This is a genomic window from Lentzea sp. NBRC 102530 (assembly GCF_030269365.1).
Classification (GTDB): domain Bacteria; phylum Actinomycetota; class Actinomycetes; order Mycobacteriales; family Pseudonocardiaceae; genus Lentzea.
Window position 1 is genome coordinate 302,116 of the sequence record NZ_BSTF01000009.1, and the last position, 20,694, is coordinate 322,809.

The following is a 20,694-nucleotide window of genomic DNA, read 5'->3' on the forward strand; positions in this document are numbered from 1 at the left end:
GGCCCGACCGCCGCCCTGGGAGCTATTCCGCGGCTTTCGGCGCGACGACCGTGCCACGAGCCCGCGTCACGACGATCGGCTCGGCGAGCAGGTCCGCCGCCGACGGACCGCGTTCCGGCGCGGACCGGCACACCACGCGCGCCTCGAACTCGATCTCCCGCGACCGCTTCCCGATGCGCACGAGCGTCGCGGAGGCCTCGATGACGTCACCGGCCTGGATCGGCGCCACGAACTCGACGGAGCTGTACCCCGCGAACAGCCCCTCGTCCGCGTCGGTGTGGATCAGCAACTCCGTCGCCACGTCACCGAACATGCCGAGCCCGTAGGCGCCGTCGACCAGGTTGCCGCCGTAATGCGCGTGAGAGTGCGGCACGTACCGGCGGTGCGTCACCACGAAACCCTCGACCAAAGCTCCGCTCACGCGGCGACCCCCTTCTTCTCCTGCATCGCGTGCACCAGGTAGCTCGCGACCTCACCGGGCGTGGTACCCCGGCTGAACACCCGGTCAACCCCGAGTTCGCCCGCCATCAACGGGTCGAAGCGCGGACCGCCGGCCACGAGCAGCGGCCGCCGGTCCCCCATCGCCTCGCGGAACGCCGCCGACATCTCCTGCGTGTTCAGGATGTGCGCGTCCCGCTGCGTCACGACCTGCGAGATCAGCACCGCGTCGGCCTTCTCGGCCCGGGCGGACCGCACGAGTTCCGGAACGCTGACCTGCGCGCCGAGGTTCACGACCTTCAGCTCGCGGTAGTACTCCAGGCCCTTCTCGCCCGCGAACCCCTTGATGTTGAGGATCGCGTCGATGCCGACGGTGTGCGCGTCCGTGCCGATGCACCCGCCGACGACGACCAGCTTGCGCCGCAACACCTTCTTCAACGCACTGTTCACTTCGGACGGTGACAGCAGCGGGTACTCGCGCTCGACGACCTTGACCTCGTCGAGGTCCACCAGGTGCTTCACCGAGCCGTACACGACGAAGAACGTGAAGTCGTCGCCGATGGGGTTCGAGTGGACCACCATCGCGGGGTCCATGCCCATCTTGTTCGCGAGCTGCAACGCCGCGCCGTCCGCCTTGGGGCCGAACGGCACCGGCAGCGTGAACGACGTCTGGATCATGCCGTCGCCGGTGGTGTCCCCGTACGGCCGCACGTACTTCTTCGCGTCAGACATCGCTCGCCTCCAGCATCTCCGAAGCCGGGTTGAAGTACGCGGGAGCCTTCTCCACGACCCCGTCCGCGCCCTTGCCCTTGTCCGCCGGGCGTTTCATCAACCCGAACGTCCCGTCGGCGATCGCGTTCAGCAGCCCGTCGTCCACGATCCGCTCCAGCAGGTCCACGGCCTCGCCGAGCACCTGGTGCGCGCGCTTGACGATCAGGCCGTCCGGCGAGGGCCGGAAGTCCTCGGCGAGGCTGCCCGCCGCGTTCAGCACGTACCGGACGTTCTTCAACGCGAGGTCGCGGTCGGAGAGGAACGGCGTCACGACCGCCTCGGTCATCATGCCCACCAGCAGGATCGACTGTCCCGTGAGGACACCCGCGAGGTTGAAGAACCCGTCCAGCAGGTAGCCGTCGAACACGTCGCCGGTCATGTGCTTGGTCGGCGGCATCCACTTCAGCGGCGCGTCCGGGAAGAGCTCGCGGGCCAGCAGCGCGTGCGCGAGCTCGAGCCGGAACGAGTCGGGCACCTTCGGGTTGATCTCGAACGCGTGCCCGAGGCCCAGCAGGTGGTCGGGCAGCCCCGCCTCGTGGGCGAAGTGCTCGTTGAGCAGCTGGGACACGGTCACGGTGTGCGCGGCGTCGACGGCGTCCGCGGTGGTGAGGTAGTTGTCCTCGCCGGTGTTGATGATGATGCCCGCGCGGGCGTGCACCTGGCGGGAGAACCGCTGGTCCACGAACGTCCGGATCGGGTTGATGTCGCGGAACAGGATCCCGTACATCGAGTCGTTCAGCATCATGTCCAGGCGCTGGAGTCCCGCCAGCACCGCGATCTCCGGCATGCACAGGCCGGACGCGTAGTTGGTCAGCCGCACGTACCGGCCGACCTCCTTCGACACGTCGTCGAGCGCCGCGCGCATGATCCGGAAGTTCTCCTGCGTGGCGTAGGTGCCCGCGAACCCGTGGTGCGTCGCGCCTTCCGGCACGTAGTCGAGCAGCGACTGCCCGGTCGAGCGGATCACCGCGATGATGTCGGCGCCCGCGCGGGCCGCGTTCTTGGCCTGGACGACGTCCTCGTCGATGTCACCGGTCGCGACGATCAGGTAGATCCACGGCCGTTGCGCGGGATCACCGAGCTTGGCGACGAGCTTGTCGCGCTGGACCTTGTTGCGGTCCACGGTCTTCAGTCCCTTGGCGACAGCCGAGGTCGAGGCCTTCCGCGCCGCTGTCAGGTCCTTGCCGGTCGGGATCGTGAACTGGACCTGCCCCGCGGCGGTGGCCTCGGCGAGTTCCGTCAACGAGCCGAGGTTGTGCTGGCGCAACGCGTGGAACGCCGGCAGCACCACGCCGTGCTCAAGCCCGCACTGCTCGCGCACGGTGTCGATCACGCGGTTCACCCACGGCACGTCACCGGCGCGGTGCGTGGAGTCCGCGCCGATGATGCCCGCGAGGCGGAGGGTGGCGCGCTCGACGGCAACCGTGGTGTGCGCCTTCGCGAGGGACACCACCGGTTCGGCCGCCCGCGCCGCGAGTTCGCGCGCGGTGGCGACCACCGAGGGGTCGAGGTCGAGCAACGCCATCAGTCACTTCCTCTCGTAGATCGTCCGGCCGTTCAGGACGGTCCGCACGCAGACGGGCGCGGGGCCGGTGAGGTCGGGCAGGCCGGGCACGCCCGACCGCGGGTCGGTCGACCAGCGCTGCACGCGGGCGTCGGACCCGGCGACGACGAGGTCACCGGTCTCCCACACCGCGTACGTCGCGGGCGCGCCGGGCTGCAACGTGCCGGTCAGGCCGTCGTTGACGCCCGCCGCGCGCCAGCCGCCGCGGGTGTGGGCGGTGAACGCGGCGCGCGGCGAGATGCCGTGGCCCTCGGTGCGGTGGTGCACGGCGGCCTTCACGGTCGCCCACGGGTCGATCGCCGTCACGGGCGTGTCGGAGCCGAACGCGAGCACCACACCGGCGGCGGCGAGCTTCGAAAAGGGGTTCAGCCCCACTCCTCGCTCAGCCCCGAGCCGCTGGGAGTACATCCCGGCCGGCCCGCCCCACTCGGCGTCGAACAACGGCTGGACGGACGCGATGACACCCCACCCGGCCAGTTTCGCGGCCTGCTCCTCCGACACCATCTCGACGTGTTCGAGGCGGTGCCGCGCGGACGCCAGCGACGGCGTGCCGATCGCCTTCTCGGCGAGCTCGAAGCCCTCGACCACGGCGGCCATCCCCGCGTCGCCGATGACGTGGAACCCCGCCTGCACCCCCAGCTCGTCACACCGGACGAGGTGATCGGCGATCTGCCGGCCGTCGAGGTAGAGCGCCCCGGACGTGGCGGCGTCGGCGTAGGGCTCGGTCAGCGCGGCCGTGCGCGAACCGAGGGCGCCGTCGACGAAGTGGTCCCCGGCGAGACCCCGCACCTCGACGCCCGGCAGCTCGGCCGCACCCCAGTAGGCCACCACCTCGGGCCCCTCGGTGTGCGCGAGGAGTTCGCGCAGGTCGTCCTCGCCGGAGATGTCCGGACCAGCGCACTCGTGCACGGACGCGATGCCCATGGACGCAGCGTGACGCAGGAACGCCAGTTGCGCGGCCTGACGTTGTTCGGACGTGATGGCGGCTTTCGCCGTACCGCGCACGTGGTGGTGGGCAGCGCGCGAGAGCGGGCCGTCCTCCGAGAACCCGTCGGCGTTGCGCGCGTCGTCGGTGATCAGGTCGGACGAGACCAGCGCCGAGTGCACGTCGATACGCGACAGGTAGACCGTCTTGCCCTGCGCGGCCTCGTCGATCTCGGCCCGCGTGGGCGGCCGGTTCTCGCTCCAGCGCGTCTCGTCCCACCCGTGCCCCCAGACGAGGGGGCCCTCGGCGGCGCGGACCTGGTCGAGCAGGTCGTCGGCCGAGGACGTCTTCGTCAGGTCGAGGCCGGTCAGCAGCAGGCCGGCGGACGTGGCGTGCACGTGCGCGTCGACGAACGCGGGCGCGACGAACGCGCCGTCCAGCTCGATGACCTCGGCGTCGGGGTGCAGCGCGTGCCCGACCGAGTCCTGTCCGATCCACACGACGACGCCGTCCGTGACGGCCATCGCCGTCGCATCCGGTGCGTAGATGCGGCCGCCGACCAAAAGTTGCGTACTCACGTCACGCAGTCTGCCGTTGCTCGAACAGCGCCCGCACACCCGCCCGGGTCCGGACCAGGTCCAACGCGAACTGGGCGTGACCAGGCACATAGCCGTTGCCCACGATCATCTCCACGTCCGCCGCGAGCCCCTCCGCACCGAGGGCGGCCGCGCTGAACGAGGTGGCCATCGAGAAGAAGACCACCGTGCCGCCGTCCGCGGTCGCGAGGATGGCGCCGTGCTCGCATCCGGGCACGTCCACGCACACGACCGTGACGTCGACCTGCTTGCCCACCGCCTCGGCGACGGCGACGGGGTTGCGTGCGTCGGCGATCACGACCTCGTCGGCGAGGCCGGACTCACGAACCTGTGCTGCCTCACGTTCCGTGGGCACCAATGCGACGAGACGCGACGCACCTGCCTGACGTGCGGCCGCAAGAGAGAGCGACCCGGACTTGCCGCCACCGCCGAGCACGAGCACGGACCCACCGGGGTGCCTGCGCACCACACGGTCGGTCAGTGCCGGTGCACCACACACGTCGAGCACGGACAGCGCGAGTTCGTTGGGCATGTCGTCCGGCAGGACGGCCGCGATCGACCGGCCGAACAGCACGGCGGTCCCCTGGCACGGCACCTGCTCGTCCTCGCCGTCCCAGTCCCGCAGGCCGTCGGTGATCCGGAGCGGCGTGAGCGTGAGGCTGACCAGCGTCGCGATCCGGTCACCGGCCTTGAGCCCGAGCGGCGACTCCGGCCCGGCCTCGAGGACGGTGCCGAGCAGCATCCCGCCGGACCCGGTGACCGGGTTCTGCATCTTGCCGCGCTCGGAGACGATGTCGAGGACGGCCTGCCGGACCGCGGCGCCGTCGCCGTGCTGCTCCCTGAGCTGCCGGAACGACGCCGCGTCGAGGTTCAGCCGCTCGACCGAGACGACCACCTCGTCGGGGGCGGGCACGGGGTTCGCGTCGAGCCGCCACGCCTGCTGCGGCAGTACCCCGGCCGGTTCGAGGACGCGGTGCAGTCCGTACGCGCTCACGCGAAAATCCTTCGGTCGACGACGCTGTCTCGAAGATATCTTCACGTGAACCGTAAAGATTGCGCAAGCATCACTCGACAGATACGCGGAACCAGCGGCAGTCGTAGGGTGCGAGGTCCACCTTGGCACCGGTCTTCGCCGGCTTCACGGGCTCACCGGTCAGCACGTTCGTGAGCACGCCTTCCGCCGGAACCCGGACGGTGACCTCCTCGTCCGCGAAGTTGTGCACGACGATCACGGCCCCGCCGTCGCAGTCGGCGCGATGGGCGAACACGCGCGGATCGCCGACGTCGAGCACCTTCACCTCGCCCCACGCCAGCTCGGGGCACTCCCGGTAGCACTCGACCAGCCGCCGCATCCAGGTCAGCAACGAGTCGGGGTCGTGCCTCTGCTCCCCCGCGGCACCCCAGTCCATCGGCACCCGCACGGCGAGCCTGCCCTCCAGCGACAGGTCCTCCTCCAGCCCGATCTCCTCGCCGTAGAACAGCACGGGCGTGCCCGGCAGGCTGAACAGCAGGCTGTAGACCATCCGGATGCGGCGCTGGTCGCCGTCGAGCATGCCGGGCAGTCGCCGGCGCAGGCCCCGCCCGTAGAGCTGCATCTCCGGTTTCGGGCCGAACGCGTCGAAGACCTCCTGGCGTTCGTCGACCGGCAGCTTGTCGAGGGTGAGCTCGTCGTGGTTGCGCACGAACGTCGCCCAGTGGCCGTCGCGCGGCGGGTGCGGGCGTTCCTGCAACGCCTTGGTGAGCGGACCACTCGACTTCCGCGCCAGGGCCAGGAACATCGCCTGCATGCCGACGAAGTCGAAGCACATGCTCAGCTCGTCGCCGACGCCCTGACCGTAGAACGCCATGATGTCCTTGTACGGCAGGTTGACCTCGCCCAGCAGCACACCCTCACCGTTGCGGCGGTTGAGGAACGCCCGCAGGTCCGTGAGGTAGTCGTGGGGGTCGGGCAACGCGAGGGCGTCCATCGGGTCGTTGTGCTCCAACAGGAACGGGACGGCGTCGACGCGGAACCCGCTCAGCCCCAGTTCCATCCAGAAGCCCATGATCCGGGCGATCTCGTCGCGGACCTGCGGGTTGGACACGTTGAGGTCGGGCTGGTGCTTGTAGAAGCGGTGCAGGTAGTACCTGCCGACCTCCTCGGAGTACTCCCACAGCGAGTTCTCCTTGTCGGGGAACGTGATCCCCTGCGGTCCGTCCTCCTGCGGTTCGTCGGCCCAGACGTACCAGTCGCGCTTCTCGGGGTCGTGGAACCACGGGTGCTGGTCCGAGGTGTGGTTCACGACGAGGTCCGCGATCACGCGCAGGCCGCGGTCCCGTGCGGCGCGCACGAACTCCACGAAGTCGCCGAGCGAACCGAGCCGCGGGTCGACGTTGTAGAAGTCGGTGATGTCGTAGCCGTCGTCCTGTTCGGCGGTCGGGTAGAAGGGCATCAACCACACACACGTGACGCCGAGTGCGTGGAGGTGGTCGAGGTGTTCGGTGGCACCGCGGAAGCCATCAGGGGTGAAGGTCTCCACGTCGAGGCAGTAGAGGACGGCGTTCTTCCACCAGACGTCGGACGTGCGGATCACGCGGTCACCTCCGGTAAGACGTGCTCGCCGAACGCGTCGACGAAGGCGGTCAGGTCCTGGCCGACGTGGTGCAGGTAGATCTCCTCGAAGCCGAGTTCCGCGTAGGCGTGGAGTTGCTCCGCGTGCCACTTCAGGTCCGATGACACGTTCACGACCTTGGCGACTTCTTCGGGCGTGACGTGTTCGGCGGCGATGTCGAAGTGCTCGGCCAGTTCGAGGTCCCAGCACACGGGCGGGCGGAACACGTTGGTGCGCCACTGCTCGTGGGCGGTTTTCGTCGCGGTGTCCTCGTCGGGGTCCCAGCTCAGGTGCACCTGGAGGTGCAGCTTGCCGCGGCCGCCGGCGTCGCGGTAGGCGTCGGCGAGCGCGCGCAACCGGTCCGGTGGCGCGTTGACGGTGATCAGGCCGTCGGCCCACTCCGCACACCACCGGGCGGTCTCGGGGCTGACGGCGGCGCCGATCAGCAGCGGCACCTCGTCCGGCCGCGTCCACAGCTTCGCGCGGTCGACCGTGACCAGGCCGTCGTGGCTGACCTCCTCGCCTTCGAGGAGTGCGCGGATGACGTCGACACACTCGCGCAGCCGTCGCGTGCGGACGTCCTTGCGCGGCCAGCCGTCGCCGGTGATGTGCTCGTTGCTCGCCTCGCCGGTGCCGAGCGCGGCCCAGAACCGGCCGGGGTACATGGCGGCGAGGGTGCCGATCGCCTGGGCGGTGATCGCCGGGTGGTAGCGCTGGCCCGGTGCCGTGACCACGCCGAACGGCAGGTTCGTGGCCTGCAGCGCCGCGCCGAGCCAGGACCAAGCGAACCCGGACTCGCCCTGCCGCGCGCTCCACGGCGAGAAGTGGTCGGAGCTCATCGCGGCGGAGAACCCGGCCTGCTCGGCCCTGGTCACGGCGTCGAGCAGGCGGGCGGGATGGATCTGCTCATGTGACGCATGGATGCCGTAAACGGTCATGCGCTTCCAGGTACCCACCAAGCTCGCGGGGGAAGCACTCCCAGGTCAGAGCGCTCCGAAAAAATCTTCGACGAGTTCTTGAACCGGCTCGCGACCACGTCCGTGTTGATGGCAGCACCCTCACCGCGGAGGAGGAACGGCGATGTTCAACGAGACCCGGGTCGGCACAGCCACCGTCGTCGAGTTCATCCGGCCGGACGGCTCGGTCGAGCCGATGAGCGTCGACCTCCAGTACCGATCAGACGATCCGCATGCCGTGACCATGCGTTTTCAGGCGCGCGACCAGGAGTCGACCTGGCTCGTCGGCCGCGAACTGCTCGCCGACGGCATCCTGTCGCCGTCCGGGCTCGGCGACGTCCGGCTGCGGCCCGGTGACGGGGACGTGCTCGTGCTGGAGCTCTTCACCGAGGACTCGCACGCCGTGTTCCACCTGTCGGCGGCGGAGCTGCAGAAGTTCCTCGACTCGACGTACGCGGCGGTGCCGGCCGGGCGTGAGGTCCTCGACTTCGAGCTGTTGATGAAGGACCTGCTCGGCTGAGCGCTCCGGCTAGAGGCGCAGTCCCATCACGAGCTTGTCCGCGGAGTCGATCACGCGGAACCCCAGGTGTTCCCAGAAACCGATCGCGTGTGTGTTGTGGTGCCGCACGTGGATGTGGACGCCCTTCTCCAGGCGTTCGAGCACGGTGCGCACGAGCGTGCCGCCGAAGCCCTTGCCCTTCGCGCGGGGCAACAGGTTCGCGTGCAGGTGCGCCGGATAGTCCCTGACCAGGAACGGGTCCACGCGCGGCGGGTGGTGGATGTGCCGCACGATCCGGTTCGGGTCCCCGGTCAGCGGGTAGCGCACCCGCAGGTCGGGCCACCAGTCGCGGTCGCAGCGATCTTCGAACGCCTCGGTGTCGGCCGTCGCGAGCGCGTAGCCGGCGATGCCCTCGTCGTCCTCGGCCACGAACACCAGGTCGGGTTCGAACGCCGCGTACGGGCCGACGAAGGCGTGGCCCATCAGCTTCGGATCCTCGAACAGGTGGCGCGCGCCGAGGCCGCCGTCGCCGGTGTCGAGGCAGATGTCGTAGAGCGCGTCCAGGTCGGGCAGCCGGTACGCGCGGATCACGTGAGCTCGCGCCGTTCCGTGATGACGACCGGGCCCGCGTCCACGTCGACGACCTCGCCCTCGACGACCTGACCGGCGCCGAAGCGGCGTTCGTGCTCGAACTTGAGCGCCGCGGCCTCCGCCTTCCGCGCGATCCGCCTGCTCACGAGCTTGCGCGTGGGTGGGAAGAGCAGGAACAACGCCACCACGTCGCTGATGAAGCCCGGCACCATGATCAACGCACCGGCCGTGGCGATGAGCACGCCGTCCGCCATCTCCTGGTGCGGCTGCTGGCGGTTGAACACCGACTCCCGGAACGCGGCCATCACCTGCGCACCCTGGCGGCGCACGAGCGACAGACCCACCAGGGTTCCCAGCAGGAGCAGGGCGATCATCCAGAGCCCGCCGATGGCGTTGCCGACGGCGACCATGACCGCGATCTCGGCGAACATCCCGAGCAGCAGCAGCGCGAAGAGGGGCATGTCCGTGTCAACGAACGAGGTCGCGTCTTTGCTCCCGACCAGCTCTCCACCAGGTCTTGAGCTGAAATATTTACGGCAAGCTAGCGATGTGACAGGATATCTTTACGCGACCTCGACGCTGAGGAGTACGGATGACCGCGCTGCACGACGCCCCCACGGCGCTGGAGCGGCTGGACCGCCAGCCGTACACGTACGTCCGCCGTGAGCTGGTCGAACCGGACTGGCGGCGGTTCCCCGGCTGGTCCCACGTGACCGAGGCGCAGTGGCGCGACGCCCAGTGGCAGCGCGTGAACTGCGTGAAGAACGTGAAGCAGCTCCGCAAGGTCGCGGGTGACCTGCTCACCGACAAGTTCTACGACGACCTCGCCGCCGACCAGTCGGCGTTCGCGACGATGTCGATGCTGATCCCGCCGCAGATGTTCAACACGATGGCGGTCGACGCCCCGCTGTCCCCCGACGCCTTCACCGAGGCGTTCCTGGCCGACCCGGTCCGCCGCTACATGCTGCCGGTCGCCTCGGACCGCGACCCCAACTGGCCGTCCCACCCGCACTCGCAACGCGACTCGCTGCACGAGGCGGAGATGTGGGTCGTCGAAGGCCTCACCCACCGCTACCCCACCAAGGTCCTCGCGGAGATGGTCTCGACCTGCCCGCAGTACTGCGGCCACTGCACCCGCATGGACCTGGTCGGCAACAGCACGCCGTTGATCGACAAGCACAAGCTCTCGCTCAAGCCGGTCGACCGCCAGGACCAGATGATCGAGTACCTGAAGAAGACCCCGGGCGTCCGCGACGTCGTGGTCTCGGGCGGCGACGTGGCGAACGTCCCGTGGCCGCAGCTCGAGTCGTTCCTGATGCGCCTGCTCGACATCGACACGGTCCGCGACGTCCGCCTGGCCACCAAGGCACTGGCCGGCCTCCCCCAGCACTGGCTCCAGCCGCGCGTCGTCGAGGGCCTGGAGCGCGTGGCGCGCACCGCTTCACGTCGTGGCGTGAACCTCGCGATCCACACGCACGTGAACCACGCGCAGTCCGTCACGCCTCTCGTGGCCGAGGCCGCCCGCACGGCCCTTGAGGTCGGCGTGCGGGACGTGCGCAACCAGGGCGTCCTGATGAAGGGCGTCAACGCCACCTCGGACGACCTGCTGGACCTTTGCTTTGCGCTGCAAGGGGAAGCGAACATCCTGCCGTACTACTTCTACATGTGCGACATGATCCCCAACGCGGAGCACTGGCGGGTGTCGGTGTGGGAGGCGCAGGAGCTGCAGCACTCGATCATGGGCTACCTGCCCGGCTATGCGACGCCGCGGATCGTGTGCGACGTGCCGTACGTCGGCAAGCGGTGGGTCAACCAGCTCGCCGAATATGATCGTGACCTGGGCATTTCCTACTGGACGAAGAACTACCGCACCGGGATCGAACTCGAAGACCCCGAAGCACTCGACCGCCGCTACCCCTACTACGACCCGATCTCCACCCTCGACGAGGCTGGGCAGAAATGGTGGGCTGACCAGAGCTGACGGGTCACGATGGGCCGTCTTCGAGACATCTCCCAGAGACGGCCCATCGGCATGTTCCGCCTGGTCAGACCCCATAGCACCCCATTGGGTCTCGACGTCCAATGGCCCCACAATGGACACGGCAAGGTCGACATTGGTCCCACCCCCGCGGCGCTCGTGCGGGCTCGTTTCGGACCTGAGCGGCCCACAGGAACACTCCATGCCGAAAAGACACACGCCGTCGTTCGGCAGGTAAAGCCAAACACAAGAAGACACCTGAGCGAAGGCCCCTATTTCATAGTGGCCAATTGCATCGAGAACACACGCTCGTCGACCTCGACAAGCGTTCAACGAACTCTCACAAACGCTCGAACTCGGTTTCCAACCCGACTCGTACCGTAAAGCAGAAGTATGACCCCCACCCAACGGAGTCCTCACCGTTGTTCTGACAGGGAATCCGTACACCGCCAACACTGATGGCGAACGTACCGACTATTGAGGAAATATCCTCCCAGCATTTGACACCACACGCGACATACACGCGGGCGTTAAAGCTGACCTCGCGACGCCGACCAAACTTCCACAGAGACGGACGTCGACGCCCTATACCGGCTCGATCATCCGGACATCGTTTCGTTGCTCTACTTCGGCGAGCACAACGATGCGGATATCTAATGCTTTTGCGCTTCTCGATATCCGTCTACAGGACCTTGACCATGATGTTCGGGATACCCCCAACATCGACCAAGTGAAGTACCTGGTCGACGTGCATGTCACAGGCACAAATCGACAACAACTCCTGCAACGCTCCTCGCCCCGGCGAGCCTCACCCCTTCGTTGCCCGGCGACGCACGAGCAAATCGTTATCGGCACTTGTTCGCATCCGCCGCTGCACCCTCGCGGTGCGCAGCGACAGAATGGCGTCTCAGCTTCGCACGAGCCTCCACTCCTTGGCTCGCGTCTGGGCACGCCACATGCTGCCGTACCGACCGTCCTGCTGGATCAACTCCGTGTGAGTGCCGCGTTGCACGACCTGACCGTCCTCGAACACGAGGATCTGATCGGCACCCACCACAGTGGATAGACGGTGCGCGATGACGACGACGGTCTTGCCCGTGACCAGGTTGTCGATGGCTTGCTGGACGACCACTTCGGACTCGGTGTCGAGGGCCGCCGTGGGCTCGTCGAGCAGGACGACGGGGGCGTCCTTGAGGATCGCGCGGGCGATGGAGATGCGTTGACGCTCGCCTCCGGACAGGGCCGAACCGATCTCCCCGACGCGTGTCTCGTAGCCGTCGGGCAGGCGTTCGGCGAACGTGTGGACGTTGGCAGCCTCGGCGGCGGCGAGAACCTCTTCGCGCGTGGCGTCCGGCCTGCCCATGGCGATGTTCGCGAGGATCGTGTCGTCGAACAAGTAGACGTCCTGGAACACCACGGCGAAGTGGTGCATCAGCTCTTCGGGTTCCAGTGACGCCACGTCCACACCACCGAGGCGCACCTCGCCCTGCTGCGGGTCGGCGAACCTGGTCATCAGGCGGGTGATGGTGGTCTTGCCGGAACCGGACGGCCCGACGAGGGCGGTCAGGCTGCGTTCGGGAACCTCAAGCGACACGTCGCGCAGGACCGGATCGGTGCGTCCCTCGTAGGTGAACGAGACGCCGGAGAACGTGATGCCGAACGACGAGGGCTGACGGCCGCCTGGGCGAACCGGGAGCGTGCCCGCGTCGAGCACCTCGCTGACCCTCGTGAGGGCTGCCTCGCACAGTTCGAACAGCTTGCTCATCGTCACGGCGGCGGCCAGCGGTTCGGCGAACCGGGCGGCCGCGACCACCACGGCGAGCAGCAACGGCAGTGTCAGCCTGGCGTCGAGCACGAGGGAGGCGCCGAGGACGACGAGCGCGATGACCGCGGCCTGCACCAGGAACTGCAGGGCGGCCACGGGGACTGACGCCGAGCGGTTCGCGGTGGCGTTGGCTTCGTGCTGATGCGCGAAGACCTCCACGAGGCGCGGCGAGTCCGCACCGGCCTGGCCCGTCGCCTTGAACACCGGGAGACCCTGCACGTACTCGACGATCCGGCTGGCGGCGCCGGCGTTAGCGGTGTCAACGCGGCGGAATCCCTGGTTGGACAGGTTTCGCAGCCTGCGCATCAGCGGCACGGAGATCACGACGGCGGCAACCAGCACGAGGCCGAGGCGCCAGTCGACGGCCAGCACCACTACCCCGAGCAGCGCGGGCACGGTGACCAGCTGCACGAACAGCGTGGAGAACGCCGAGATGCCGGTCGCGGCGCTGGTGACGTTGCCGCCGACCACCGTCGTGAGGTCGCCCGCCGCGCGACGGCCCAGTTCCTGCTGGGGCATCGACCGCAGCCGCTCCCCCAACCTGGTCCTGGTGTCGCCGGTGACGAGGTGCCAGTAGTCGAACGTGAAGGCACTCTCCTTCAAGCGCAGCAACGCCTCCACCACCACCAGCACGACGAGGACGCCGACCCAGAGCCACGCGGTACCGGTGTCGGCGGGGTCGGCGGCCAGCGCCGCGAGCAGCGGGATGAACGCCGCGTACGCCAGTGCCTGCACGACGGACGCGATCACGGAGATCCGCAACGTCGAGCGGAACTGCGGCGCGTACGGGCCTGCAGCCAGGAACATCAGCCTGCGGATGCGCTTCACGCGGTCACGCCCTTCACCTTGGTGCCGGCGAGACCCCAGCTCGCCGCCTGTTCGTGCCTGGCCCACAACGACGCGTACCGGCCACCCGCGCTCACCAGGTCGACGTGCCTGCCGCGTTCGGCGACCCTGCCGTCGTCGAGCACGACGATCTGGTCGACGCCGGTGATGGTGTTGAGCTTGTGCGCGATGACGATCACCGTGCGGCCGACGGTGAGTCTGGCCACGGCCTCCTGGATCGCCGCCTCGCTCTCCGGGTCGGCGAACGCGGTGGCCTCGTCGAGCACCACGACGGGCGCGTCCGACAGCATCGCGCGGGCGATCGTGATCCGCTGGCGCTGCCCACCGGAGAGCCTGCCGCCGCGCTCGCCGACCTGGCTGTCGTAGCCGTCGGCGAGCTCGCCGACGATGAACTCGTGGGCCGCGGCCGCCCTCGCCGCCGCGATCACCTCGTCGTCGGTCGCGGACGGCTTGGCGAGCCTGATGTTCTCCGCGATCGTGCCATCGACCAGGAACGGGTCCTGGAACACCAGCGTCACGTGCCGCAGCAGCACCTCGCTGGACATCTCGCGCACGTCGACCCCACCGACGAGCACCGCGCCCCCGGTGACGTCGTAGAACCGCGGGATCAGCCGGGCCACGGTCGACTTGCCGGAGCCGGACGGGCCGACCAGCGCACACACCGTTCCGGCCGGCACCTCGATCGTCACGTCCGTCAGCACCGGACGGTCCGGCGAGTACCCGAACGTCACGCCGCGCAACGCCACCTCGGCGCCGACCGGCGTGCGAGGCTCGGCGGGCTCCGGCAGCGGCGGCACGGCGAACAGTTCGCCGATCCGGACCGCGCCCGCCTTGGAGTCGTTGATCAGGTTCGTCAGGTGCATGAGCGGGGCGATCGCCTCGATCGGCATCGCGCCGATCAGCAGGCCCAGCACCAGATCCGCGGGGCTGATCCAGCCAGCCGCGAGCATCGGTGTCCCGCACGCGGCCACCACCAGCAACGTCGGCAGCGGCACGATCACCAGCCGGTTGAACGCCGACGCGCTGCGCGAGGTTTCGGTCCAGGCGCCCACGGCGTCCGTGAACCTTTGCACCGCCGCGCCGAACCGGCGGAAAGAAGTGCGGCCGTCGTCGAACGTCCGCACCACGGGCATGCCCTGCACGAACTCGACCACGGCGTTGTTGACGTCCTCGGCCGCCTGGTTGTACCGCTCGCGCTGGGTCGTGTAGTCCCGTGCCATAAGCGAGAACGACACCATCGCGACTGGGACGACGAGCAGCACCACCAGCAGTAGCTTCCACTGCACGATGGCGAGCGCGATCAAAGCGGCGACCGGTTGCGCGGCAACGCCTCCGAAGAACGGCACGGCGTCGGCGACCACGTTGTGCAACGCGGCCACGTCGTCCTGCACGATCTTCTTGATCCGGCCGGACCCGGTGCGCTGCACGACGCCGAGCGGCATCCGCGCGAGCGCGTCGGCCAGTGCGCGCCGCAGCACGACCTCGAGGTCGAACGAGGCGTGGTGGGCAACCTGCTCGGCGAGCCACTTCGCGAAGAAGGACAGGGTCAACAGGGCGAACGCGCCGCCCGCCCACCGGCCGAACGCGGCGAACGACCGGTCCGCCTCGAACAACTCCCCCACGGACAGCGCGACGCACACGTACCCGCCGACGGCGGCGATCCCGCCCAGCGCGCCCAGTGCGAGCGCGCGGGCGAGCCCCGACCGCACGGCCGGTGACAGCGCCACGAGGTCCAGCACCGGCTTCATGCCGGTGTCGTCTTCGGCAGACATTCGGTTCTACTTTCCTTCCCGCAGCGGCGCCGCGATGCCGTCCGCGACCTGGCGAACGAGGGGTGGTTCCATGCAGGAGAAGTGGTTTCCGTCCACTTCGGACACGGTGAAGTCGCCCAGGCAGACGTCCCGCCAGAACTGGAGCATCTGCTCGGTGAGGCCGGGCGCGAACGTGGACGGGCCGGTGGGAACCAGGAACCGCATGTCGCCGAAGTAGGCGGGCGGCACGAACCGCGCGGACTGGAAGCTGTGCTTGAACACCCGGAACATGCCCAGCGCCAGTTCCGCCACGACCTCCTGGCCCTTCGCCCGCGACGCCGTCTCGGCGTACAGCGCGAACCTGTCCTCCTGCGCCAGCGCGCCGAGCCGCGCGTAGAACTCGCCGGACTCGCCGGGCAGCCGCGCCAGTGCGCCCTCAGGCACGCTGCCGCCGTTGTCACGCACCAGTGCGGGGAAGGCCTCGGCCACGGTCCGCGGGTCGATCGCCCCGAGCCCGAGCTGGTCCATCGCGACGCCGAGGTTCGGCACGAACAACGTCTCGAACATCAGGTCGTCCTGGATGTCGAACGACACCAGGTGGCTGCTCACCAGCACGAGGTCGTCCACCTCGACACCGCGTTCGCCGAGTCGGCGCGCGACCTCGGTGGCGAACATGCCGCCGAGGCAGTAGCCGACGAGCTGGAACCGGGTGTGCCCGGCGGCGATCAGCCGGTCGGTGTAGTCATCGGCGAGCCTGCCGACCACGTCGGACGGGTCGATCGCGCGGTAGATCTCGGTGTCGGCGATGGCGACGCCGAGCACGGGCCCGAGGTCCTGCTCGACCATCTCCGCCGCGAGCGGCCGGAAGCACTCCATCGTGCCGAGGCCCGCATGGAACAGCACCCGCACCGGGCCGTCGCCGGTGCTGAACGGCACCAAGGCGGCGTTGCTGCCGGTGGTGACCACGGACTCCGGCTGCGCCTTGGCCTTCAGGAACGCCGCCAGCGCCGCGATAGTCGGTTCGTTGAGCATCTGCCGCAGCAACGTGTCGAACGGCACCGGAGCGGCCTCGGACAGCTGTTCGCGCAGCTTTCCGGCGGTGCGGGCCATGATCAGTGAGTCGGCGCCCTTCACGAAGAAGTCGTCCCTGCGCCCGATGGACGGCAGCCGCAGCGCCTCCGCCCACACCGCGCTCAGCGCCTCCTCCAGCGCGTCGGCGGGTGCCTCGCACTCGTCGGCGGACGCGGTGACCGGCCGCCATCCGGCGAGGGTGCGCCGGTCGAGCTTGCCGTTCGACGTGAGCGGCAGTGCGTCGACGACCTGCAGCCCGGCCGGGATCATGTGCTCCGGCAGGCGTTCACGCAGGAACGCGGCCAGCTCGTCGGGCGTGACGACCGCGCGGTCGGTCTTCACCCTGCGGGCTCCTGGCAGCTCGGCGTCCTGCAGTGTCGCACTGGTCAGGACCAGCCAGCCGCCCGGCGCGAGTAGTTCGGTGAACACCTCGTGGGGCTCCGCGGTGATCACGACGTCCACCGTGTTGGGGGCGAAACCCTGGGCGCGGTAGTCGATCCCTGTGTCGACGGTCAGCAGTTCTGCGTCGAACCCGGCGAGCACGTCGGCAAGCCCGTCCACCTCGATCTGCGCCAGCACGCGGATCGGCCGGTCCGCCCGCACCGCGACCCGGTGCGCCAGCGCGACCGGGATTCGGCCGGACTTCGAGACCAGCGCGACGAACTTCTCGTCGACCGGCACAGGTTCGACGCGGGCAGACTCGACGACGGCGAACAGCGCGCCGTCCTCCAGCACCACGCCGGCGCCCGCGACTGCGGGGTGTTCCAGCAGCGCCGCCTCGATCTCGCCCAGTTCCACCCGGTGCCCGCGCACCTTCACCTGGGTGTCCGCGCGGCCGAGGAACTCGACGTCGCCGCCGGGCCGGTAGCGCGCGAGATCGCCGGTCCGGTACAGCCGCTGCCCGTCGACGGGGTGGGCGAAGAACCGGTGTGCCGTCGTCTCCTCGTCTCCCAGGTAGCCCTGGGCGAGACCGGCCCCCGTGATGTACAGGTCGCCGGTCGTCCACACCGGACAGTCCTGGAGGGACGAGTCCAGCACCCGGAAGCCCTGGTTCGCGAGCGGCTTGCCGTACGGAATGCTGTGCCAGCCCTCGGGAACGCCGTCGATCCGGTGGAAGTTCGACCAGATCGACGCCTCGGTGGCACCGCCCAGGCTGATCAGCTCCAGCCCCGGCAGCCGTGCCGAGACCTCGGCGGGCAGCGTCGTCGGAATCCAGTCGCCCGACAGCAGGCCGAGGCGCAACGTCGGCAGGTCCATCGCCTCGCCGTCGAGGTAGGCGACGAGCATCTGCATCAAGGCGGGCACGGAGTTCCACAGGGTGACGCCGTGCTCGGCGACCAGGTCGGCCCAGTGCGACGGGTCCGCTCGGCGGTCCGGGTCGGGCAGCACCAGCGTGCCGCCGAGGGCGAGCGGGCCGAAGACGTCGTACACCGACAGGTCGAACCCGAGGTTCGCGACGCCGAGCACGCGGTCGAAGCCCGTCACGCCGAAGCGCCGGTGCACATCCACAATGGTGTTCGCGGCGGCCCGATGGCTGATCACCACGCCCTTCGGCTTCCCGGTCGAGCCGGAGGTGTGGATCACGTACGCGGGCTGGTCCGGATCGCCCGCGGGGACCTCGAAGTCGTGCACCGGTTCGAGTTCGTCGACGGCGATGCCCTCGCCGACCCACGACTGGGTCAGCACCCGCTCGACGCCCGCGTCGCGCAGGATCGCTGCACGGCGCAACGGCGGTTGCAGCGTGTCGATCGGCACGTAGACACCGCCGGCGAGCAGCACGCCCAATGCGGCGGTGACCTGTTCGGCGCCCTTGTCCATCACGATCGCGACCGGCGCGCCGGGCTTCATGCCCGCCAACGCCTTCGCGACCGCACCGGCCCGGCCGGCCAGTTCGCGGTAGGTCGTGGTGCCGCGGCGGTCCACGACGGCGGGACGGTCGGGGGTGCGTTCGGCCTGCTCGAACACCGGTTGGTGCAGCAGGAAGTCCGGCAGTTCGGTGGCGGTCGCGTTGGCCTCGGCGCGTTCGCCGGCCTGCCACTCCGGCAGGGAGACCGGCCGGTCCGCGTCCCACGGTTCGTCGCTCGTGGCCAGGCCGCGCAGCAGCGTTTCGAACGCGGCGAACATGTCGTTCACCAGTCCGTCCGGGAACACGCCGGCGCGGACGTCCCAGTTGATCCGCAGGCCTCCCGCGTCGTCCATGGCCTGGCAGTCGATGAACACCTGCGGGGTCTGGGTGATGCCGAATCCGTCGAACCGGGCGGCGGTGGGCGCTCCGCCGCCGATTCCGATCGCGCTGGTGAACACGATGGGCATCAACGCCTCTTCGCGGCCGCGGCGGCGGGCGAGTTCGCGGATCACCTCGACGCCGGAGTGCAGCCGGTGGTCGAGGTCGGCGAACAGGCGGTCGGCCACGGCCCGCGCGCGGTCGGTGAACGAGCCGCCGGTCCAGTCGACCTCCAGCAGGTTCACCGAGGTGAAGTCGCCGACCACGTCGTGCACCCTCGGGTGCAAGTCGAGGCGGTTGAGCACAGTCAGGTTGAGGCTGAACCGCGGCGAGGCGGCCCAGCGCGCGATCACTGCGGCGTAGGCGGAGAGCACGGCGGAGGACGGGGTGAGCCCGCGGGTCTGTGTGCGGGCGGTGAGCGCGGCCCACTCGAACTCGTCGAGCCGGAGTTGCCTGCGGGAGAAGGCAGGCGGCTGCTCACGGCGGTCGAGCGGCAGGTCCGGCGCGGGCGGCAGGGTGTCGAGGCGTTCGGTCCAGTAGTCGCGATCCCGTTGGTAGCGGCTGGTTTCGCGCAGGCGCAGCTCGGTGAGCAGGTAGTCGCGGAACCGCAGGCCCAGTTCGGGCAGTTCCTGATCGGGGTTGTGGTGTAGCGCTTCCAGCTCGCCGAGCACGAGCGCGATGCTCGCCCAGTCGGCGATCAGGAAGTCGAGCGACACGTGCAGCACCGCGTGGTCGCCGGTGCGGGTGGCCCGCAGGTCGAACAACGGCCACCGCGCCGGGTCGTACACGTGGTGCCCCAACTCGGTGCGCACGTCGTCCAGCGCCTTCTCGACGACGTCGGCGTCCGCGCCGGTGAGGTCGGTGACGGCGATGTCGTAGTGCGGCACCTCGGGCAACACGCGCTGGTAGCCGTCGGCGGAGATCACCGCGCGGAGCATGTCGTGCCGCGCGATCAGCCTGTTCCACGCGGCCGTGAGCCGGTCGGCGTCGAGCGTCGGGTAGCTGACCTCGACGTAGACGTGGCAGGCGACACCGCCGAAACCGAACGCGTCGTTGCGGCCCAGCAGGTACGCGGTCTGCACGTCGGTGAGCGGGAACGGCTCGAACCGGCCCTCGTCATCGGCGGCGAGCTCGACGTGCTCGGCGCGCAGGAGGTCCAGCACGGCCTCCTTGCCCGCCTTGAGCTGCTCCAGCAGGTCTCCGGTGAGCACGCCCTTCGGCGCGCGGTAGCGCAGTTTGTCGTCCTCGGCCCAGAGGGTGACGCCGGCCCTGCTGAGTGTGGCGACGAGGTCTGTTGTCTCCTGGCTGGTCACAGCTGGGGCTCCTTGGGTCGGGCGGGGACGAGGCGCAGGCCGCTGGTGAGGGTGAGGGGCGTGGTCAGGCCGGCGAGTTCGACGTCCAGCACGCCGGTGGTCGTGGCCGGCCGGGGACGCAGCCACCGGTCCTGCCCGACCAGCCGGTCGTAGTCGGCCCGGTGCTCGGGACGGAGGCCGTAGTGCACGGCCTCGACACCGGTGGCGCCGTTGGGATGCGCGATGCCGTCCGGGCGCTGGGGCGGGTCGTAGGAGGACACGACGAACGGCAGCACCGCGGGCCGTGGCGACATGAACTGGTAACGGACGCGCTCGCCGTCCGGGCGGGAGCGGCCGTTGCGGAAGATCCGCGAGATGGCCAGGCCAGAGGCGGTGAGCCGCTCACGGGTGGCGGTCAGGTCGAGGTCGTCGGTCTCCAGTGCGACGTCGCGCCAGCCGCCGTCCGCGCGAGCCCACCGCGCGAACCTGTCCCCCATGCCCCGGCCGAACCGCGCCGCCACCGGCCAGCGCAGCACGCGCAACGCGGACGGGAAGGTGAAGAACTCCAGGAATGGGCCTTCCGGAAACCACACGAGCGCGTTGTGCGCTTTCCCCGGAACACTTCCCCAAGCCACGGAAAAACCGAGTCCGGTCAACTCCTCGACGGTTTCCCGAACATTCTTGATCCGGCACAGAACATGGCTGCACCTCAGCATCTTAACCCCACTTGAACTGCTAGAAGTGATTGCGCGAGCGACACTTGAATGGTTATGCTC

General features: G+C 69.3%; 15 protein-coding genes. 2 read left to right on the plus strand and 13 right to left on the minus strand.

Annotation, left to right across the window (positions count from 1 at the left end; genetic code table 11):
- Nucleotides 1-22: 22 nt before the first annotated feature.
- The 7 genes from kal to QSK25_RS25265 all read right to left on the minus strand — a co-directional run bounded on the left by kal (nucleotide 23) and on the right by QSK25_RS25265 (nucleotide 7,823).
- A complete protein-coding gene (gene kal, locus QSK25_RS25235; RefSeq protein ID WP_285641778.1) occupies nucleotides 23-421 on the minus strand; it encodes a 3-aminobutyryl-CoA ammonia lyase in 399 nt (132 codons plus the stop codon).
- Nucleotides 418-1,170 carry a lysine 5,6-aminomutase subunit beta gene (gene kamE / locus QSK25_RS25240; RefSeq protein WP_285641779.1) on the minus strand — a complete coding sequence of 251 codons (753 nt, stop codon included), beginning with the start codon at nucleotides 1,168-1,170 and terminating at the stop codon, nucleotides 418-420. Before kamE ends, kal begins: the two co-directional genes overlap by 4 nt.
- Nucleotides 1,163-2,734 carry a lysine 5,6-aminomutase subunit alpha gene (gene kamD, locus QSK25_RS25245; RefSeq protein WP_285641781.1) on the minus strand — a complete coding sequence of 524 codons (1,572 nt, stop codon included), beginning with the start codon at nucleotides 2,732-2,734 and terminating at the stop codon, nucleotides 1,163-1,165. Before kamD ends, kamE begins: the two co-directional genes overlap by 8 nt.
- A gap of 3 nt (nucleotides 2,735-2,737) precedes the next feature.
- Nucleotides 2,738-4,285, minus strand: coding sequence for an amidohydrolase (locus tag QSK25_RS25250; RefSeq protein ID WP_285641893.1), 1,548 nt, complete (start codon nucleotides 4,283-4,285; stop codon nucleotides 2,738-2,740).
- The gene (gene kdd, locus QSK25_RS25255) at nucleotides 4,278-5,288 is read right to left on the minus strand and encodes an L-erythro-3,5-diaminohexanoate dehydrogenase (RefSeq protein WP_285641783.1); all 1,011 of its coding nucleotides are present in this window, start codon (nucleotides 5,286-5,288) and stop codon (nucleotides 4,278-4,280) included. The genes QSK25_RS25250 and kdd overlap by 8 nt, the downstream gene beginning before the upstream one ends.
- Before the next feature lie 70 nt (nucleotides 5,289-5,358).
- The gene (locus QSK25_RS25260) at nucleotides 5,359-6,867 is read right to left on the minus strand and encodes an alpha-amylase family protein (protein ID WP_285641785.1); all 1,509 of its coding nucleotides are present in this window, start codon (nucleotides 6,865-6,867) and stop codon (nucleotides 5,359-5,361) included.
- Nucleotides 6,864-7,823, minus strand: a complete 960-nt coding sequence (locus QSK25_RS25265; protein ID WP_285641786.1) for a TIGR03885 family FMN-dependent LLM class oxidoreductase — start codon at nucleotides 7,821-7,823, stop codon at nucleotides 6,864-6,866. Before QSK25_RS25265 ends, QSK25_RS25260 begins: the two co-directional genes overlap by 4 nt.
- A 142-nt stretch (nucleotides 7,824-7,965) precedes the next feature.
- Between QSK25_RS25265 and QSK25_RS25270 the strand changes: the two genes are divergently transcribed.
- Nucleotides 7,966-8,361 (plus strand): SsgA family sporulation/cell division regulator, encoded by a 396-nt coding sequence (locus QSK25_RS25270; RefSeq protein WP_285641787.1) that lies wholly within the window; start codon nucleotides 7,966-7,968, stop codon nucleotides 8,359-8,361.
- A 9-nt stretch (nucleotides 8,362-8,370) separates the two neighbouring features.
- On the opposite strand, the gene QSK25_RS25275 is transcribed toward QSK25_RS25270, so the two are convergent.
- Together QSK25_RS25275 and QSK25_RS25280 are read right to left on the minus strand one after the other, a co-directional pair.
- A complete protein-coding gene (locus tag QSK25_RS25275; protein WP_285641789.1) occupies nucleotides 8,371-8,931 on the minus strand; it encodes a GNAT family N-acetyltransferase in 561 nt (186 codons plus the stop codon).
- Nucleotides 8,928-9,392 (minus strand): FxsA family protein, encoded by a 465-nt coding sequence (locus QSK25_RS25280; protein ID WP_285641790.1) that lies wholly within the window; start codon nucleotides 9,390-9,392, stop codon nucleotides 8,928-8,930. Before QSK25_RS25280 ends, QSK25_RS25275 begins: the two co-directional genes overlap by 4 nt.
- A 131-nt stretch (nucleotides 9,393-9,523) precedes the next feature.
- Here QSK25_RS25280 and QSK25_RS25285 point away from each other — a divergent pair, with 131 nt between their 5' ends.
- Nucleotides 9,524-10,912: a KamA family radical SAM protein gene (locus tag QSK25_RS25285; RefSeq protein WP_285641792.1), complete on the plus strand. Its 1,389-nt coding sequence runs from the start codon at nucleotides 9,524-9,526 to the stop codon at nucleotides 10,910-10,912.
- 904 nt (nucleotides 10,913-11,816) lie between these two features.
- Here the strand turns inward: QSK25_RS25285 and QSK25_RS25290 are convergent.
- Genes QSK25_RS25290 through QSK25_RS25305 form a run of 4 tightly spaced genes read right to left on the minus strand, consistent with a single transcriptional unit; the run spans nucleotide 11,817 to nucleotide 20,634 of the window.
- Nucleotides 11,817-13,562, minus strand: a complete 1,746-nt coding sequence (locus tag QSK25_RS25290) for an ABC transporter ATP-binding protein (protein WP_285641793.1) — start codon at nucleotides 13,560-13,562, stop codon at nucleotides 11,817-11,819.
- On the minus strand, nucleotides 13,559-15,352 hold the full coding sequence (locus tag QSK25_RS25295) for an ABC transporter ATP-binding protein (protein ID WP_285641795.1): 1,794 nt from the start codon (nucleotides 15,350-15,352) through the stop codon (nucleotides 13,559-13,561). Before QSK25_RS25295 ends, QSK25_RS25290 begins: the two co-directional genes overlap by 4 nt.
- 6 nt (nucleotides 15,353-15,358) lie before the next feature.
- Nucleotides 15,359-19,939: a non-ribosomal peptide synthetase gene (locus tag QSK25_RS25300; protein WP_285641796.1), complete on the minus strand. Its 4,581-nt coding sequence runs from the start codon at nucleotides 19,937-19,939 to the stop codon at nucleotides 15,359-15,361.
- Nucleotides 19,936-20,634 (minus strand): VOC family protein, encoded by a 699-nt coding sequence (locus QSK25_RS25305; protein ID WP_285641798.1) that lies wholly within the window; start codon nucleotides 20,632-20,634, stop codon nucleotides 19,936-19,938. Before QSK25_RS25305 ends, QSK25_RS25300 begins: the two co-directional genes overlap by 4 nt.
- Nucleotides 20,635-20,694: the final 60 nt, after the last annotated feature.

Excerpts from the sequence above, each read along its gene's own strand:
- QSK25_RS25270 (WP_285641787.1), top strand. The coding sequence starts at position 7,966 with ATGTTCAACGAGACCCGGGTCGGCACAGCCACCGTCGTCGAGTTCATC.
- QSK25_RS25285 (WP_285641792.1), top strand. The coding sequence starts at position 9,524 with ATGACCGCGCTGCACGACGCCCCCACGGCGCTGGAGCGGCTGGACCGC.
- QSK25_RS25295 (WP_285641795.1), bottom strand. The coding sequence starts at position 15,352 with ATGTCTGCCGAAGACGACACCGGCATGAAGCCGGTGCTGGACCTCGTG.
- QSK25_RS25265 (WP_285641786.1), bottom strand. The coding sequence starts at position 7,823 with ATGACCGTTTACGGCATCCATGCGTCACATGAGCAGATCCATCCCGCC.
- QSK25_RS25280 (WP_285641790.1), bottom strand. The coding sequence starts at position 9,392 with ATGCCCCTCTTCGCGCTGCTGCTGCTCGGGATGTTCGCCGAGATCGCG.
- QSK25_RS25305 (WP_285641798.1), bottom strand. The coding sequence starts at position 20,634 with ATGCTGAGGTGCAGCCATGTTCTGTGCCGGATCAAGAATGTTCGGGAA.
- kamD (WP_285641781.1), bottom strand. The coding sequence starts at position 2,734 with ATGGCGTTGCTCGACCTCGACCCCTCGGTGGTCGCCACCGCGCGCGAA.
- kamE (WP_285641779.1), bottom strand. The coding sequence starts at position 1,170 with ATGTCTGACGCGAAGAAGTACGTGCGGCCGTACGGGGACACCACCGGC.